This is a genomic window from Coleofasciculus sp. FACHB-542 (assembly GCF_014695825.1).
Lineage (GTDB): Bacteria > Cyanobacteriota > Cyanobacteriia > Cyanobacteriales > FACHB-T130 > FACHB-T130.
Genome location: NZ_JACJPB010000030.1, coordinates 33,138 through 49,850 on the forward strand (window position 1 = coordinate 33,138; position 16,713 = coordinate 49,850).

Sequence of the window (16,713 nt, forward strand, 5' to 3'; positions counted from 1 at the left end):
AGAGGAAGAAGAAGGAAGAGGAATGAGTATGCAGTGGTTTAGGCAGAATTTGCTGAAGAAGGGCAAAGGAAAACAAAGGAAAAATTATTTTCTGTTTCTTTTGACTTTCTCCTTGATACTTTTGACATTTTTGATGCCAGCAGTAGCGGATACAGCGCGGCATTATACAGAGTTGAAGTTTCCGCCGTTGCCGGAAATTCAGGTCCCTCCGTACACGCGCTATCAGATGGACAATGGGATGATTGTGTATCTGATGGAAGATCACGAACTTCCCCTCGTGAGTGGCACGGCGATGATTCGCACCGGCGCTCGTCTGGAACCAGAAAACGAGGTAGGTTTGGCTACGTTGGTTGGGGAAGTCCTGCGGACTGGCGGAACCGCGAAGCACTCCAGCGATGAACTAAACCAATTGTTGGAACAACGCGCCGCTTCGGTAGAGAGCAGTATTGTTAGCACTGCGGGTAGTGCTGACTTTACGACGCTCTCTGAAGACTTGAAGGACGTATTTAGTTTGTTTGCTGAGGTAATCCAAGAGCCGATTTTTGCACAGGAAAAGCTAGATTTAGCCAAGACGCAACAGCGCGGTGAAATTGCGCGGCGGAATGACGACCCAGGTGGTATTGCTTCCCGCGAATTTGAGAAATTAGTCTATGGCAACAATAGCCCCTATGCTCGCACCGTAGAATATGCAACCTTAGACAACATTTCCCGCGATGACTTAATCAGTTTCTACCAGAAATATTTTCATCCGAAGAATATGATTCTGGGCATCGTGGGGGATTTTGACAGTAAGGCGATGCGTCAGATGATCCAGGAAAAGTTTGGCAACTGGAAGCCAAAAGGCACAGCGCAAACTCCACCGATACCAGGGGCGGAACAGGCAAAGCGGGGAGGCGTGTTTCTGGTAAATCAGCCGCAGCTAACCCAGAGTAATATTGTCATGGGTCATCTGGGCGGTCAATTGAACAGTCCTGACTATGCGGCTCTGTCAGTATTAAATGGAGTGTTAAACGGTTTTGGCGGACGGTTGTTTAACGAAGTGCGATCGCGCCAAGGTCTCGCTTACACGGTGTACGGTTATTGGGGCGCTCAATATGACTACCCAGGCGTATTCCTTGCTGGGGGACAAACTCGTTCAGATGCGACTGTACCCTTCATTAAGGGCGTTTTATCGGAAATCCAGCGCATCCGCACCAATCCAGTGACGCCAGCAGAACTTTCCTACGCCAAGGAGTCGGAACTCAATTCTTTTGTTTTTAAGTTCCAAGATCCCAGCCAAACTCTGTCGCGATTGATGCGATATGAATATTACGGCTACCCGAAGGATTTTATCTTTCGTTACCAGCGCGACGTGGAAGCAACCACGATTGAGGATATTCAACGGGTTGCTGAAAAATATCTCCAGCCAGAGAACATTGTTACCCTGGTGGTTGGAAATGCTGCTGCAATTCAGCCGCCTCTAACCAGCATCACGCCCAATGTTACATCGATAGATATTGCGATTCCAGGAGCATCAAAAAATAGTTAGTGCTGAGTTTAGAGAAACCGAGCCAGAAGCAATAATCAGATAATAAAGCGAATGCAGACTGACTGAATTTTCTCTTAACAATTGCCCTAACTCTCTGTTAGCTACGAAAGAGCGATCGCTCTCTTCAAGTAATTTAAGAGAGCGATCGCTCTTTCCGTAATATCTCTCGCCACGCTTCCGTTTGGTAAAAGAGAAAGCTAACAGTCTAAAATTTCTTGGATAACACTCTTCAGCTCTTTGTCAGCAGGGCGTTTCTCAAACTGCTCGTGGCTATAAATCCACACAGGTTTGACTACCCATACAGTGGTACTGACTAAATACATCAATCTGATTTGTCCTGAAGCGCCCTTGGAAACCCTTAACTCCAACTTATGAAACGTCCATCCTTCAGGTAACTGAATTTTTCCCGGTAAAGGTTCTCTACGGGAATTTATGGGACACTGGTCTTCAGTTAAATCTTCTAAGGTATCTGCGACAAGCTCAATAAAATCAGCCCCATAAGCTTTTGCAAGCTTTTTGAAAGAACGTTTGAAATTTTCGGATTCTTCAATCGAGAAGGGAGTTGAGCCAGTCACGCACTTCTCCTTTGTTAATGCGAGTTGAGGATTCCGAGTTAAAAGCATCCTCCAATATCTTGGACATCACAGATTCATACGCGGGGTTATCACGCTCTATCACATCAAGCTTCTTATAACCTAACGCTTTCATATCCTCAAGAAGAATCGGCTCAGTTGAACTTGCTTCAGGTGGCAAACCCTTTCGAGCTTTCTTCCAAGGAAACTCCAAATGTGTCATCTCACTAAGTCGATAGGCATGGTAGCCACCAAAATATCCCCACATCTCTTCTAAAAGTTTTTTCTTCTCATTAGGAATCTGCAACAAGAATTCTTTGTCCGGGATAGGTAATTGCTTAGCTTCAAATTCACTGTAAAACCTGTAAGCAGGAGGGCATACAGGGCCATATCGCCATGCTTGGATTACTTCATCAAACAATTGCTCATCGTACAATGCCAAATGTACGCTTTGTGAATAATACAGAAGCTTTTGAACCTTCATGTTGGTCATTTCAGCTTCTATACCGTCCTCGTAAGCTCTCACAATGAAATAGCGAGCCACATTGAGACAATCGATCATAGCTCAAACCCGCAAAAATAGTAAATCTTTGATTGTAGCATTTTTCAATTAATATGTATTATTATAACCGAAGCATGCAAGTATATAGTACAAAATTACTACTTTTCTGCAAAATGGCTATAGGGCAATGCACCAACTAACTATATCTTCCAGCAGAATTTAAGAGTCAGGAAGTGTCTGGACTTTGATTCCCAGCTCCTGACTCCTTTGATTAAAGCTTGCAATCCCAAGTTTTAGAAGCTCAACGGTTGTACCACCTGTTTAACTGATGCTTGACGATCCTCCGACTGATGTAATCGATTAAGCCATCGTTCAGCTTTGGAGGAGTTATCTTTGTTACACCTGTTTTGTTCGATGGCTTACAGTTCAGCCTTACGCCCAAACGTTGCTCAAGAGGAATTTTTTTTACTTTTGTCGAAGAACTGGACGGTTTCAAGGTGTGACAGACTACCTTCGTTTTGGCGATCGCTTGCTTCAGTTTGATTGCATCTGAGCATCTAAGGCTTTAGAGATGCGATCGCGTGTTTCTTGCAGGTGTGCTTTGGTGTATTCGTCTAAGTTCCCACTCCGGTGTCTGAGGCTGCCGTTGATGTCTTCGCGCAATTGGCGCAATTTTGACCAGGCAAGCGTTCGGGCGTCTTCGGGCACGTCCTCAGTCCGCAACACCATGCCGATTAGTATCTGCAAGTGTTCTCGCTGCAAAGCCCGTCGAAAGCTGGATATCTTCACCGACTTGCTATCTGCTGGCTGCAACTCACTCCAAAGGTCACTGTGCAAGGTATTAAATAGTTCTGGTAGCGTCAGCGCTTGATTTGGCTGACTCTTCAGTTCCAAGTCGCGCAGACGGTTGAGGCGATCGCCCGATAGCACTTCTCTCAAAACAATGCTTTGCGGGAAGAAGATGCTATCGTGAACCGGAAAATCAAGGCGATTAATTGCAATATTATTGCTCCAATCCATCCAGCGCGAGGGTGCTAACTTATTAAGTAGATCCGGCGGGAAATTAAAAGCGTCTTCCGCAAAGACATACTTTTGCAATGCTGCCAAGGCTTCGCGCTGCTTGGCGACTGGCACAGGTTCAAAGGGTAAGCGTCCGTTGCGGTTTCCGGGGCGATCGCGGTAGAACGATTGTCCGCCAATATACTTAGTAATCAAGAACACGTTTTGCAAATAGTGCATGAACGCGGTGTTAAAGCGATCGCTGACTTCGCTATAACTTTCTCCAGTGCCGGGATACCCTTTATTGAGACGATCCCATAGTTGGCGGTCGATATCCAGTTGCGATCGCGCATAGCCTAGCGGATCGAGACTCATGTCATATTGGTTCACGGTAGGATCGAGGTCAAAGCTGTCCTCATCGGAGGCATAAGCTAATTCCGGCTGACTCGATTTCTTGGCAATCTCATCCAGAAACCGCTGTTCGGCGATGGGAATTACCCCGCCACTGGGTTTGTAACCATACTCAATCGCCCACTCGTCATAAGCACCCACCTTGCTGGTATAGTAATCTCCTTGCTTGACGCCTTGGGGTGCCAAGTTGGGTGGCAGATAGTCCATGACGGAACTCACCATCCCCTTAGCGCGGGTGATGTCGGTGTTGTTCAATTCCTCTGGTGTTAGGAGAGTACTGCCACGGAAGTTATGTCTTAAGCCTAGAGTGTGTCCGACTTCGTGAGCAATGAGCAATCGCACAAATTGATGAATATACTCTTTCATGCGATCGCTTCTGGGACTGACATTCTGCAATAGTGACAGCGACAGCGACCCAACTGCCATCTGATTGGCAAATTGCATTCCCTCGCACCGATGGTTATGACCATCCTGTTCTAATAACGAAGGTTTTACCTGTCTGTTGGCACCACCCCGCGCTGCACCTTGTTTAGACGAGTGAGAAGGCAAGAAGCCACGGTTACAAATACTGCTGTTCCCCTTCTGGTTCGGTTCGATCAGGTGGTGATATTCCTGCTTGAACGAATTCACAAAGTCAGCGTCCACGATAATGTCAGCATCCAAGATTTCCCCAGTCAACGGGTTAACCCGCGACGGTCCTAATGCAAATGCGGCATCCAAAGAATTGAACCAGCGAATCGTGTTGTAGCGCACATCAGCCGGGTCCCAAGTCGCATTGTCTGGCATCTGCTGCACTGCGATCGCATCCTTGAATCCCGCCTTCTCAAACGCGGCGTTCCACATCAAAACGCCCTCGCGGATAGCGTCGCGGTACTCAACCGGGACAGTATTTTCAATCCAGAAGACAATTGGTTTTTTGGGTGGCGACAGGGAAGCTGCGGGATCTTGCTTTTCTAGATTCCAGCGCTGGATGTAGCGCACAAACGGATCTTTGCCACTCTTACTAGAAAAATCCTTGTAAACCGTCGTGAAGTATCCAATCCGTTCGTCGGCAAGACGCGGAATATAGCCGTTGTTTTCCGGCAGCTGAGAGAGGCTGTAATGTACCTTGAGGGAAAGGGCGCGACTGTCTGGCAGTGTTGGCAGGTACGCCCCGTCATCTCCACTAGGGTTAGAGAAGCCGTAAATCGACTCAATTTCCATGTTCAGGGGGAAAGCTTTGGCAGCACCGAAGTAGGTTTTGTCTTCTTCTAGCTGGTATGAAGCCTCCAAAGCAGTTTTTAAATACGAACTTAATCCAGGTAAATCGCTGAGTAGCAGGTTCCCCAGATCGACGAGAATGGTTTGACGTTGCGGATGAATGCTGATAATTTTCAGGGAACTGAGAACGGAGTCAGAAAACCCTCGTTCTAGCGATCGCTTTTCTGGATTGCCGGGACTGGTGCGGAAGTTCACGTTGCGGACGGCAAAGTGCAAATTGTTGTTGACCCGGCGAAAGTAGAAAAGCATATCTTGCAGCGGCATTCCGCTATAAAGACCGCGTTCGCCAATCCCCGATTCTAAGGTAATGGTGGCAAGGTAATTTTTATTGAGCTGTTCTGGTTTGATTTCTAGATATATTGTGCCGGTTTGTTTGTTTCGGTAGAGAGTGAATAATCCATCCAATTTTTGAGTATTTTTAACCGTTTCCTCGAAGGATTGAAAATTTGAATTTTCTATATTTGTATCTTTAGCTAAAACCTGAGAATGTACGGATGGCTTCTGGGCGTTCGTAATCGCGGCTTTAGCTGAAGCAGCATTTCCGAGTAATAGTCCGAGGAGAAAACATACATAGAATGGCGATCTTTTCATGTTGTCTGTAAGCTGATTAACAATTGTTGATATTAGTGAAAAGAGAGGGATGAGAAGTTGAAAGTTTTTTTATCAAGTCTTCTTCCCGTACCAAGGGCGGTTAGAAAAACGCCTTGATAGGTGTCTGTACCGTCTAGACCAAGGAGACCTACCTACGCAAGTTTCAATATTCCGGATTTCTCAAATTGCTTGCAATGCGATCTATTTGAAAGCCATTGAGTTGAAATTTCCCAGGACTGAAAAAACAGGATATAAGCGGGATTGAAGACACTAAATGACTCCTTTCGTTTCTCTTCAACAAAATCTAGGAAGCTATTTTGCACGCTAAAGTTAAGCCTCGTCTGCAACGCGCTCAACTTTAGCGTGCATCAGCGTCTCCCTGTTTAAGGTTCCCGCTCTCGTGTAAAAAAATACTATCCGCGAAAAAAAACAAAAAAGTTTACAAGTCGGCAGACCTCTCCCCAAAGCCCTCTTCGACGTTGCACCATGTATCGTCGGAGAGGGGATTCACTTCGATTCCAACTGGGCGTTTAAGGCTTTGTTAATGCGATCGCGTGTTTCCAGAAGATGCGCTTTGGTATAGGTGTCGAGGTTCTTCTGCTTCGATGCACTATCCAGCGATTTCCGCAGTTGTTGCAGTTCGTACCATGCTAGGGTTCGGGCATCTTCCGGTACCGATTCAGTCCGCAACACCATCCCCAGCATGATTTCCAGATGTTCGCGTTGCAAGGAACGGCGGAGGCTGGAAATATTCGCGGGTTTGCGATCGGATTGCTGCACCTCTGTCCAAATGCTATTTTGCAGGGTGTCGAAGAGTTCCGGTAGCGTCAGCGCTTCCCCTGGTTTCGTTTTCAGTTCAATGTCGCGCAGACGATTGAGGCGATCTTCTGATAGAAGCGATCGCAATACCCGACGTTGCTGCAACAGCAGGTTTTCATGAATCGGATAATCCAGTCGGAAAATCGGGATCGGATTTCCCCAGTGTCTCCAGCGCGACGGTGCTAACTGATTGAGCAATTCCGGCGGAAAATCAAAAGCGTCTGCCGCAAACACATATTTTCCTATTTTTGTCAATGCATCGCGCTGTTTTTCCAGGGGCACGGGTTCAAACGGCAAACGCCCGTTGGGATCTCCAGCATGGTTGCGGCTAAATGACTGTCCACCAATGTATTGACTCATCAAATTAGCGTTACTGAAGTAGTAACTTAGTATCGTGTTAAACAACACGCGCATTTCTTCATAGCTATCGCCCCGCAACGGATAACGCTTATCCAGACGCCCCCACATCATCCGGGCGTTGTCCATCTGCGACTGTGAATAGCGCAGCACATCGCCACTCAAATCCCAAAGACTGGCACCCGGATCGAGATCCAAGATGTCTTCATCCGTCGCATAGGCGTATTCTGATTCGGGTGATTTGGAGGCAATTTGCTCTAGAAATCGCTTCTCAGCCACAAAATTTGTTGCCCCACTCGGTTTATAACCGTACTCAATCGCCCATTTGTCATAAGGACCAACAACGGCTGGATAATAGTCTCCTTGCTTCACACCTTGGGGTGCCAAGTTGACGGGAACGTAGTCCATCACCGAACTCGTCATTCCTTTGAGGCGCGTGATGTCGGTGTTGTTCAATTCTTCTGGTTTTAGCAGAGTGCTACCGTGGAAGTTGTGCCGCAACCCTAAAGTATGTCCAATTTCATGGGAAATCAGGTGGCGGATATACTGATGCACAAATTCTTTCATTTCATTGCTGCTAGGCAAGACATTGTGAACCAGCGATAATGCGATCGCGCCCATCGCCGATTGAGTAGCCGCTTCCATGCCATAGCAGAGATCGTGGTCTTGCAGGAGTTGCGAAAAATCAGGGGTAGATGATTGAGAATTTCCCTCTGTTTTTCCTCTTTCCAATCCGTTGCAGAGATTGGGATTCTCCGCAATTTGGGAAAATAACCCGGTTCCCGACGGCTGGCTTGACTCGACAAGGGTGCGATATCGTTGCTTAATCGATTGCACCATGTTGGCATCTACAATGATGTCGGCGTCTAAAATTTCGCCAGTCAGCGGATTGACACGCGATGGCCCTCTGGCAGAATATCCATCCAAAGAATTGATCCAGCGAATCGTGTTGTAGCGGACATCTGCGGGACTCCAAGTTGCATTATCCGGCATTTGCCGCACTTCAATGGCGTCCTTAAATCCCGCCTTCTCAAAAGCTTTGTTCCACATCAGAACGCCTTCGCGGATGGCGTCGCGGTACTCAACCGGAACAGAATTCTCAATCCAGAAGACAATTGGTTTCTTGGGTGGCGACAGAGATGCTTTCGGATCTTGCTTTTCCAAGTGCCAGCGATGAATATAACGAACAAAAGGTTCTCTGAGGTTGTCGTTGGAGAAGTCCTTGTAGGCGGTGATAAAGTAGCCGATGCGGTCGTCGGCGAGACGCGGAATATAGCCGTTGTTTTCCGGTAGCTGGGATAAACTGTAATGTACTTTAAGACTGAGTGCCCTGCTATCAGGCAGAGTCGCTAAATTTGCGTCCTCGCTACTCGTCGATGAGAAACCATAAACCGAGGAAATTTCAATATTGAAGGGAAAGGCTTTGGCGGTGTCAAAATACGACTTGCTGCTGTCGAGGCGGTAGGAAGTATCCAACAATGTTTTTAACATCGAAGTTAACCCAGGCAAATCGGTGAGGAGTAAGTCTCCCATATCGATAAGTAGGGTTTTGCGTTGCGAATGAGTTGCTTTGATGTCTAGGGAGTAGAGGACAGAGTCGCTAAACGCCCGGTTGAGCGATCGCTCTTGCGGCTCCCCAGAGCGCGTGCGAAAGTTAACATTGCGAACTACAAAGTGTAAATTCTCGTTCACGCGACGAAAATAAAACAGGAAATCATTTAGGGGAACTCCGCTATAAATCCCGCGTTCTCCAATCCCCGATTCCATCGTCACGGTGCCGAGGAAGTTTTTATTGAGCTGTTCGGGCTTGATTTCTAAATAAATTTTGCCCGTCTTCTTGTTGCGGTAGAGGGTAAACAACCCTTCCACCTTCTCCGTATTTTTAACGATTTCATCAAAGCCAGACTTTTTAGTAGCTTTACCCGCGTCACCCGCGTCTGCCATCTGAAGCGCTGCCTGGTTGGTATCTTTCAGCAGCCCCAATATCGGTTGTAGCGGCACCGTACTGCCATCTTCATACTGTTTTTTAGTATCTTTGACCATCCACGCAAAAGGCTGTTGCTCTGGCTGATTTTGGCTGTCTTTGATGATCCATACGTGAGAATACGGAGACGTGACAGAGGTAGGAATTTCGAGTGCTGACCCCTCTTCACTTTTTTGAGGCAACTTATTTGCGCTTCCCCGATCGATAGGAATCTGTTGCAATTTATTAGTAAAACGGTCTGACTTCTGGCTTCCAGATAGCTGCTTCTTGGTAACAGCAGCCTCAAGCGATCGCATCTGTTGGCGACCGCCCAACCTTTCCACCGCTTTTAGAGGCACCAGCGCCTGCGCTGCTACTTGTAGCTCTATCCCGAACAACACTCCTTGTAGAACCCATAGATAGAACGGCAATTTTTTCATTTTGTTCAGCATCCGAATGACCATTCCTACTTCATCAAATCTTTAAAAAGTATTTCAGTATATTTACTGGAGCTTTACTCTAATTTTAGAGAATCGGGATTATGATACTTACGTGAAAGTCCTTAAGTATTTCTTTGCTAGAGTGCAATAGAAACTTTTCTCGTCAGTCTTTTCAGCGTAACCCAAAGGCTTGTTAAATGGAGACATCCATTTAACAAACAGACTGTTTATTGTTATTGAAAACAGTCTAGGTGAAATTGTTCCTTTGTTAGTTCATCGCTTCTATCTGCAACTTTCAGCAGGTCAAAATTCTCATGCCCAAAATTTTAGTGACATAAGGAAATAAGGTTTTTATGATAACCAAACAACGTCCCAGCTTACGCTTCTTGCTGTTCGCAACGCCTTTGATGGCTAGCTCTGCGTTCGTTGCTGCGCCTGGTTGGGCTGCAACTCTAGCCAAATCTGAAGCGACAGTAGAACTGAATAAATTTAGCCACTCACCTATTGAGGTAGAGGCTTTTACTGAGGCTTTTACTGAGATATTTACAAGCAGTAGTGAGGTGACTGCCGATGCTGATGCCTTTGCAGAATTTACAGCCGATCCCTCCCCTAAAAAAACCTCCGCTTTCAATTTCTCTTTAAGTAAAATTGAGGGCGAAGGTAAGAGCTATTTTGGACAGGTGAAAAGCGTAGCTGGAGTGATTGGCTATAACTTTCTAGTAAATGCAGGTCAAACTTTCTCTTTCGATTTTTCAGCTTTTTTAGGTCTTAAAACCTCTATTGACGAACCAGAATTTGAATATGCTAGTGCGTCTAGCGAGGTAAATTTTCAGTTATATAACACCCAAAATAATAAAGATACGAAGACTTGGATTCCTTTAGACTTTTTTAGCTTAGCCGGAAAAATAAAGACATTAGAACCTGGTGATTTTCTTTCTTATGAGAAGAGCGCCAACGTAACCGTTAAGCCAAATAAAGTTTTTTTAGAGACTTCTTTTGGAGGCAACGAAGAAACTGCTGAAGCTTTTATTCAAGGTAAGTTTTCGCGTAAATTCGATAGCTTAACTTATCTAACCTTAGTAGAAACTAAGACAAATAAAGTGAAAGCAAGTAAGGCAATTGCTGAAACCCCAGAGTTTTCGAGTACTTTAGCTTTACTCTTATTCTGCTTAATGGGCGTTGGATATGAAGCCAGAAAGAAAGCTGTTGCAGTGAAGTCAAAGTAAAAACGTCAGGTGACTAAAGTCGTAGCTACGCGAACGAAGCCTGCCTACGTAGCCTTCATTTTTAAGCCTCTTAGTAGGGAATAGTTGCTGTAGGGGCACGGCAATGCCGTGCCCCTACAATGGCATAGAGATTACTTTTTCTAAAAGTCCCTAATAGGAACATCCTAATGCTTGTAGAAAGGGCGATCTGTAATCGCTAGGGATATAACAATTCTCGTTTGGATGCAGTAAGATTATATCCCACCCCACTTTTCAGGCAGGTGTCTATTTAGAAGTCACGCTAGATGTTGAGCGACTGCTACAACGATTGCCGGAACAGACTTCAACCGTGACGCATTGACTAATTGTACTCTCACTATCATCCGACGTAATGACTACGCTCTTGGCTTCTGCAACACTTTTTCCATCAGATGAGACGATTCGCTGAATTAAGACTTTAGAACGGATCACGATTGATATCCTCCCTTCTGAATACTGAATTAAAAGCAAGAGTTAAAATTGAATTTTAAATTCACCCAAAATTGGTGGCTTGTTTAAACCATTTGGTTGTGAACCATATAATTTACCTCACTGGTTAACCACTCTTCAAAGAGTCTATCAAGGATTTCTTGATACCTTTCAGGGGTTAATTCCGCAGGAATGAACTCTTCAACCATTAAGAGATGATAACCTTGCTCGGTTTGGATGGGACCCATTACTTCTCCGATTTGGGCACTAAATATAAGGGCGGCAATATCTGGCTTTAAGTTCCAGCGGAAAAGCTTGCCTTCCAATCCACAATGATGTCTGCGCCTTTCATCACAATCGTAAAGATGAGCGGCTTGATGAAAATCGATCTCCTCTTCTTCAATTTGATAGAAAAGTTCTTGAGCGACCTTTTCGTAAGGAACAATAATTTGGTAGAGTAAAACTTGATCAAAATCAAGCCGATTTTCCGCGAAGAATTTTTCGACTTCTTTAGAGAATAGAGAATTAGCTAATTTGCGGGCAAGAATGCGATCGCTAATTCCTGTCTCCCAGTCATCCACACTAATCATCTGGTCTGACAGCCATGCTAGCGTGTCTGCGGCTTTCTCCAAACGCTTCTCATAACGCAGCCTATCCGCGTCAGCCTGAATTTCTTCTGCGGTGACTGTTAGGTTTCTTTCCTGAGCCGCTTTTTCGATGATTCTTTGATATAAAATTTTTTGATGGACATCCTTCAACTGAAGATTTTTTTTCAGGAAATTAACCACTTCATTCGGATGAATAGATGCCCCTGAAAGATCGGTCATATCATTGTTATGACTCCACTCAGTTAGACTTAATCAGTAACTAGCCTCAGACCAAGGCCTGGAAAAACTCGGCTACCTAGCCCTACAAGGCTATAGGAAGCTCCTTCATTGTTGCTACTATTATTTTCAACAGAAAGGTCTTTACGTTGTTCAATAATCTCACTCTTGTCTGGAAGAGATGATAGCAAAGAGAAGTTGCTAATGTAGGTTGCGACAACGGTTGATGAGCGGGAAGTGCCTGGGACGTTAGGGTTAGAGAAGGTTGCCACTGGCAAGGTGGTTGAGATTCCAGCAGCATTAGGGATGATTGTTGCTGGCGCATTAACTTTAGCGCTAGTGATATTAGCGCTAGTGATATTAGCGCTATTGGGATTGGCAGAGGTTGCAGGTGTAGGAACGGTGACGCTAGTGGGATTGGTAGAGGTTGCGGGTGCGGCAACAGTGACGCTCGTAATATTAGGAGAAGTTGTAGATGCGGCAGCTGTGGCGCTAGCGCTACTGGATGTTGCGCCAGGAGTAAAGACTGTCGCACTTTGGCTACTGGGAGTTCCTGTAGGAGATGTTGCTGTCGCACTACTACTACTGCCAGAACCCGCTGAAGATGAGAATGCGCTAGAGGTACTTTGACTGCTGCTGAAACCGTTATCACCAGACGAGGTTGCTGTTGCACTACTGGTAGCGGTGACACTACTAGAACCACCTCCAGAGGAAAATGAACTAATGACGCTTAAAGCGCTGGTGAAATCTTTGCCACCCGGAGGGTTAGCTTGGGAAGGTAGAGCAACAGATACGATCAAGCTTCCAGCTAGACCAAGATACAAAACGCATTGAGATGATTTAATCATATTGTTTATATGTCCTTAGATCAACAACTTAAATAAAGTCAGCAAGGCAAACTAAGGCATAATTATCTTCAGTTTTTACAGTCACAGAAGGATTGATAAACAGTCCAAGGTAGGGTATATCTTGAACTGTTATCTGCCAAATCTAGATTAATAGCCACCGGAAGTCCATGTTGAAACAGACATATTACCCTTGCTCCCAAAAGCACTAGCTGTGGCCTTCAGGCTATTTTTCGTTCCCTTGCTACTGCTAGTCGAATAACTAAAGTAGTCTGTGTCTTTGACATCGATATAATCTATCGGGATGTTGATATCTTTCAAAAAGTCGTGCAAGGTAATCTTGCTTGAGCCACCTGTCACCCCACTTGAGTCCGAAATTCCCGAATCGAAAAAATTTAAATCATTGATTGTCAATCCACTCATGGGAGTCCTCCTGCTAACAAAAAGGCCGCTGAAAGCCTTTTTATTTACTTAAAATTGGCTTTCAGCAGTTCTCAGACTTAAATTTGCTCAATGACTAGAAGTAATAGCCATCGTTAATTAGTTACTTTGGTAAACGTTGGCTGAATTGGAAGAAATTGCTACGGCAGTTGCTGGACCGAAAAATGATTTAGCCGTCGCTTTGGAAGAAGCGTATTGACTGAGATAGCTGTAGTTGCTCTTAGATGTGCTGTAGTAGCTATAGCCAGCACCAACAACGCTGGGAGATTGTTCGGCAACTTCTAAATGGCTCAGGTCAGAAATAATCATGGGATGTCTCCTTTTCAAAATGGGTTTAGTTTTTGCAGAAATCTGGTTGAAAAGCCAATTCCGGGGATAAGTTTCCCCAAGGTTTACTACTGAAAAAGCTCAAAGTTTAGAGTAGCAGTCACCTTTCATCAATTAATTTGGTAAACGCTGGCGTCATTGGTAGAGATTGCTACCGCAGTTGCTGAACTTAAAAATGATTTAGCACTTGCCTTAGAAGAAGCGTATTGATCGACATAGCTGGAATTGCTCTTATAATTGCTATAGCTATAGCTATACCAACCACCAACAACACTGGGAGATTGCTTCGCAGCTTCCAAATGGCTCAGGTCAGAAATAATCATTCGATGTCTCCTTTCCAGATTGAGAATTTGGTTTACTTTTTGAGTAACCGAGTTAGAAAGCCTATTGTCGATAGACTTCCAGAGAAGTTTCCCCTAATAATGCTCAATATTTAGAGCATTATTTAACAGCAACCGCCACTTTTAAAAATTTAGTTGGGTAACGGTGGCTACATTTGTAGAAATTGCTACGGCTGTTGCTGGACCAAATACTGATTTAGCCGTTGCTTTGGAAGAAGCGTATTGATTGAGATAGCTGGAATTGCTCTTATATTTGCTGTAGCTGGAGTAGCTATAGCCAGCACCAACAAGACTGGGAGATTGGTCGGCAACTTCCAAATGGCTTAGGTCAGAAATAATCATTAAATGTTTCCTTTGCAATTCAGTTTTTTTCTGAAACAACCTTGTTTGGTTGATATAAACAATATAAACAGTATGGTTAAGGTCGTGTTGCCATTTTGGCATTTTTTCTCGATGATTTAAAAAATAGTGTGAGAGCAGTTTTTTGGCAATTGTAAAAGAAAAACCTGCCCCATTCTTTAGTAAAGATGAACGCGGCAGGATTTTTACGACTGGTCAAAAAATCAACTTCAATCTTGAAGAGCAGATTTTTTTTTTATTTTAATTCCCGAAAAATTGAGTTTATTTTTTGAGTTTTTATGACTAACCAGGGATCAAAATGACCCCCGCTTCCCCGTACTTGTGGCTCAGCGATCGCTTCTAGATAACCAAGGTCTTTAATTGTGCTTAAACACTTGTGTGACTCTAGGCTCTCTGACCCGATTGCAGCCCTTTGATTATCTGTATTTAAAGTATCTGTTTTACAGTTGGTGTGTCTGCCAACTTGGCAGTTTTCTTTGAGTAATCGGTTGTAGGTTCGGTAGGGGATGTAGTGTAGGGGATTGTAACCAGCAAACCGCAATAGTAAAACGCAAGCCCAAGAATACTTTCCTTCCATGATGGCTTCAACAACTTGATTAAACTGTTCGGAATTCATGGTTTTGTCAAGTTTAGGATTAGAACAGGGAATGTGATAAGCCATAACAATTGCCCTTGGATAAATTTGGTTTTACAAATTGATGCCGCCTTTTTGCATCTGGCGGATGGGATCTAACAGAATGTCGGCAATCCGGCGTCGGCGGATGATAATCTCCGCAGAGGCAGTTTGACCGGCTTTAAATTTGATGTTTTGACGATCTGCATTGATATAGTTACGATCCAGCGCTACTTCAATTCGATAGACTTCTCCCAGTCGCTCATCGGGTTTCGCATCGGGAGAGACGGATTGTATCTTCCCGGAAACGATACCGTACTCTTGATAGGGGTAAGCGTCGAATTTGATTTTTACTGGCATTCCCGTCTTCACAAAGCCCGCTTCTTGATTGGGTAAACTGGCTACGAGAATCATGGGTGCTTTGTGGGGAGCGATTTCGGCAACAGTTTGGCTGGGTTGAACCACTTCGCCAACGTTGCGGACTTTCAGAGACGACACCACTCCATCAACGGAAGCAGTCAGAAACCGTTGTTTGAGCTTTGCTTTAGCGGCGTTCAGCAGATTTTGAGTTTCAGCAATTTGGGCTTTAAGCTGAGTCATTTCAACTTCTAATTCCTGAATTTGCTGCTGTGTTTCTATCTGAGTTTTGCGCTCTTGAGCTTGTTTTTGAGCCAGTTCTGCTTGGAGTTGCTGTGCTTGTGCGAGCGTCTGCTTTAAATCACCAAGACTAGAGGCGATCGCGCGATCGCCATCTCGCAGAGCTTGCTGGGCCTCAAACAGTCGGTCTTTAAGAGTTGTGTCTTCTTCTAGTTGAGTTTTGGTGATGGCACTTTGGCGATCGCGCATCATTTGCTCGGCATCCAGCAAATATTTCTTGGAGATCGCCCCCTCTTTGACCAGCGGTTTTACCCTCTCGACTTCCTCTACCGCCGCCGCTACATCAGCTTTTAGTTTCTTGTGCAGTTCTGCCGTCGTCGCCGACAGGGGTTTTAGTGTTTCGAGTCTTTCTTGATTCGCCGTCTTTGCCGTTTGAAGTTGAGCGATTTGTTCGCGGGTAGCAGATCCTTTGGCATTGACTTCGGAGATCGCAGCAAAAGCTGCTTGAGTGTCTGAAGAAGCGATCGCTGTCTGGGTTTTCACTTCCAGATGCGTTTTCTCTAGAAGCGCTTGTTTCTGAATAAGTTGCATTTGATTCGTTGCCAGCATTTGCTGCAAACGCTCTACTTCACCCGCCGCAATTTGGGTATCCAGTTCCACTAACACTTGACCGGCTTTTACCGCTTGACCTTCTTTGACGGCAATGTTGGCAACCTTCCCCATTTCCACTGGGTCAATCTTGTAGACGGCTCCTTTGGGCATTAACCGTCCTTGAGCGTGACCCACTTCGTCAATTTGCCCAAAGGTAGCCCAAGCCCCAAAAGCCAGACAGAAAGCCATTCCGCCCAATATCAGCTGACGAGGAAGCGTGGAAGGTGGCTGGTCAAGCACCGTCTGTAACGAGGTAGACCATTGGTTGGTTCGAGTCTCTGGAGAAGTGGCAGACGCGAAATGAACTTGAGAATTGCTAGCTGTTTCAGTCGAGGTGGGCTGTACGCTCATTTCGATAGAGCCAGTCGCACCCCCATAAATCTCAGCAAAAGAGCGATCGCACTGACGCTGAATCTTGCCAGGATGAGTAACCGACTCGCCTTGAGTCGGAGTACGGGATAATATCCCCTGGCTATCGAATGAATTCTGGTTGCTACCTGTATAGCCTGAGCCAAAAGGCTCAACGGGTGGAGTTAAGGGTAGGTTTGAGGCCGTTGATGCAGAAATCGATCTGATTGGTTTTTGCATGGCTGTGGCCC

14 protein-coding genes are annotated in these 16,713 nt (G+C 45.3%); 3 read left to right on the top strand and 11 right to left on the bottom strand.

Features of this window, described 5'->3' with window-relative positions; genetic code table 11:
* Nucleotides 1-22 precede the first annotated feature (22 nt).
* Nucleotides 23-1,528 carry a pitrilysin family protein gene (locus H6F52_RS10265; protein WP_190534299.1) on the top strand — a complete coding sequence of 502 codons (1,506 nt, stop codon included), beginning with the start codon at nucleotides 23-25 and terminating at the stop codon, nucleotides 1,526-1,528.
* A gap of 197 nt (nucleotides 1,529-1,725) precedes the next feature.
* Here the strand turns inward: H6F52_RS10265 and H6F52_RS10270 are convergent, their stop codons facing one another.
* From H6F52_RS10270 to H6F52_RS10285, 4 genes are all read right to left on the bottom strand, one after another.
* Nucleotides 1,726-2,103, bottom strand: a complete 378-nt coding sequence (locus H6F52_RS10270) for a hypothetical protein (RefSeq protein ID WP_190433748.1) — start codon at nucleotides 2,101-2,103, stop codon at nucleotides 1,726-1,728.
* Nucleotides 2,075-2,662 carry a type II toxin-antitoxin system antitoxin SocA domain-containing protein gene (locus H6F52_RS10275; protein ID WP_190433750.1) on the bottom strand — a complete coding sequence of 196 codons (588 nt, stop codon included), beginning with the start codon at nucleotides 2,660-2,662 and terminating at the stop codon, nucleotides 2,075-2,077. Before H6F52_RS10275 ends, H6F52_RS10270 begins: the two co-directional genes overlap by 29 nt.
* A gap of 474 nt (nucleotides 2,663-3,136) precedes the next feature.
* Complete coding sequence (locus H6F52_RS10280; RefSeq protein WP_190534302.1) at nucleotides 3,137-5,863, bottom strand: zinc-dependent metalloprotease; 2,727 nt, start codon at nucleotides 5,861-5,863, stop codon at nucleotides 3,137-3,139.
* A 507-nt stretch (nucleotides 5,864-6,370) separates the two neighbouring features.
* The gene (locus H6F52_RS10285; RefSeq protein WP_242033904.1) at nucleotides 6,371-9,454 is read right to left on the bottom strand and encodes a zinc-dependent metalloprotease; all 3,084 of its coding nucleotides are present in this window, start codon (nucleotides 9,452-9,454) and stop codon (nucleotides 6,371-6,373) included.
* A 341-nt stretch (nucleotides 9,455-9,795) separates the two neighbouring features.
* Between H6F52_RS10285 and H6F52_RS10290 the strand changes: the two genes are divergently transcribed.
* The gene (locus tag H6F52_RS10290; RefSeq protein WP_190534305.1) at nucleotides 9,796-10,668 is read left to right on the top strand and encodes a hypothetical protein; all 873 of its coding nucleotides are present in this window, start codon (nucleotides 9,796-9,798) and stop codon (nucleotides 10,666-10,668) included.
* A gap of 533 nt (nucleotides 10,669-11,201) precedes the next feature.
* On the opposite strand, the gene H6F52_RS10295 is transcribed toward H6F52_RS10290, so the two are convergent.
* Nucleotides 11,202-11,942: a peptidylprolyl isomerase gene (locus H6F52_RS10295; RefSeq protein ID WP_190534308.1), complete on the bottom strand. Its 741-nt coding sequence runs from the start codon at nucleotides 11,940-11,942 to the stop codon at nucleotides 11,202-11,204.
* A 234-nt stretch (nucleotides 11,943-12,176) separates the two neighbouring features.
* On the opposite strand from H6F52_RS10295, the gene H6F52_RS10300 reads away from it, so the two are divergent.
* Nucleotides 12,177-12,569, top strand: a complete 393-nt coding sequence (locus tag H6F52_RS10300) for a hypothetical protein (RefSeq protein WP_190534311.1) — start codon at nucleotides 12,177-12,179, stop codon at nucleotides 12,567-12,569.
* Between the two features lie 365 nt (nucleotides 12,570-12,934).
* Here the strand turns inward: H6F52_RS10300 and H6F52_RS10305 are convergent, their stop codons facing one another.
* The 6 genes from H6F52_RS10305 to H6F52_RS10330 all read right to left on the bottom strand — a co-directional run bounded on the left by H6F52_RS10305 (nucleotide 12,935) and on the right by H6F52_RS10330 (nucleotide 16,702).
* Nucleotides 12,935-13,207, bottom strand: a complete 273-nt coding sequence (locus tag H6F52_RS10305; protein ID WP_190529313.1) for a hypothetical protein — start codon at nucleotides 13,205-13,207, stop codon at nucleotides 12,935-12,937.
* Nucleotides 13,208-13,324: 117 nt separating this feature from the next.
* On the bottom strand, nucleotides 13,325-13,534 hold the full coding sequence (locus H6F52_RS10310; protein WP_190415176.1) for a hypothetical protein: 210 nt from the start codon (nucleotides 13,532-13,534) through the stop codon (nucleotides 13,325-13,327).
* Between the two features lie 128 nt (nucleotides 13,535-13,662).
* A complete protein-coding gene (locus H6F52_RS10315; protein WP_190415177.1) occupies nucleotides 13,663-13,875 on the bottom strand; it encodes a hypothetical protein in 213 nt (70 codons plus the stop codon).
* A 141-nt stretch (nucleotides 13,876-14,016) separates the two neighbouring features.
* Nucleotides 14,017-14,235 carry a hypothetical protein gene (locus H6F52_RS10320; RefSeq protein ID WP_190429765.1) on the bottom strand — a complete coding sequence of 73 codons (219 nt, stop codon included), beginning with the start codon at nucleotides 14,233-14,235 and terminating at the stop codon, nucleotides 14,017-14,019.
* A 253-nt stretch (nucleotides 14,236-14,488) separates the two neighbouring features.
* On the bottom strand, nucleotides 14,489-14,914 hold the full coding sequence (locus H6F52_RS25700) for a HetP family heterocyst commitment protein (protein WP_190415179.1): 426 nt from the start codon (nucleotides 14,912-14,914) through the stop codon (nucleotides 14,489-14,491).
* 27 nt (nucleotides 14,915-14,941) lie between these two features.
* Nucleotides 14,942-16,702, bottom strand: a complete 1,761-nt coding sequence (locus H6F52_RS10330) for an HlyD family efflux transporter periplasmic adaptor subunit (protein WP_190534314.1) — start codon at nucleotides 16,700-16,702, stop codon at nucleotides 14,942-14,944.
* Nucleotides 16,703-16,713: the final 11 nt, after the last annotated feature.

Coding starts and splice junctions, on each gene's coding strand:
- H6F52_RS10280 (WP_190534302.1), bottom strand. CDS start 5,863: ATGAAAAGATCGCCATTCTATGTATGTTTTCTCCTCGGACTATTACTC.
- H6F52_RS10305 (WP_190529313.1), bottom strand. CDS start 13,207: ATGAGTGGATTGACAATCAATGATTTAAATTTTTTCGATTCGGGAATT.
- H6F52_RS10285 (WP_242033904.1), bottom strand. CDS start 9,454: ATGCTGAACAAAATGAAAAAATTGCCGTTCTATCTATGGGTTCTACAA.
- H6F52_RS10330 (WP_190534314.1), bottom strand. CDS start 16,702: ATGCAAAAACCAATCAGATCGATTTCTGCATCAACGGCCTCAAACCTA.
- H6F52_RS10320 (WP_190429765.1), bottom strand. CDS start 14,235: ATGATTATTTCTGACCTAAGCCATTTGGAAGTTGCCGACCAATCTCCC.
- H6F52_RS10275 (WP_190433750.1), bottom strand. CDS start 2,662: ATGATCGATTGTCTCAATGTGGCTCGCTATTTCATTGTGAGAGCTTAC.
- H6F52_RS10315 (WP_190415177.1), bottom strand. CDS start 13,875: ATGATTATTTCTGACCTGAGCCATTTGGAAGCTGCGAAGCAATCTCCC.
- H6F52_RS10290 (WP_190534305.1), top strand. CDS start 9,796: ATGATAACCAAACAACGTCCCAGCTTACGCTTCTTGCTGTTCGCAACG.
- H6F52_RS10295 (WP_190534308.1), bottom strand. CDS start 11,942: ATGACCGATCTTTCAGGGGCATCTATTCATCCGAATGAAGTGGTTAAT.
- H6F52_RS25700 (WP_190415179.1), bottom strand. CDS start 14,914: ATGGCTTATCACATTCCCTGTTCTAATCCTAAACTTGACAAAACCATG.
- H6F52_RS10310 (WP_190415176.1), bottom strand. CDS start 13,534: ATGATTATTTCTGACCTGAGCCATTTAGAAGTTGCCGAACAATCTCCC.
- H6F52_RS10265 (WP_190534299.1), top strand. CDS start 23: ATGAGTATGCAGTGGTTTAGGCAGAATTTGCTGAAGAAGGGCAAAGGA.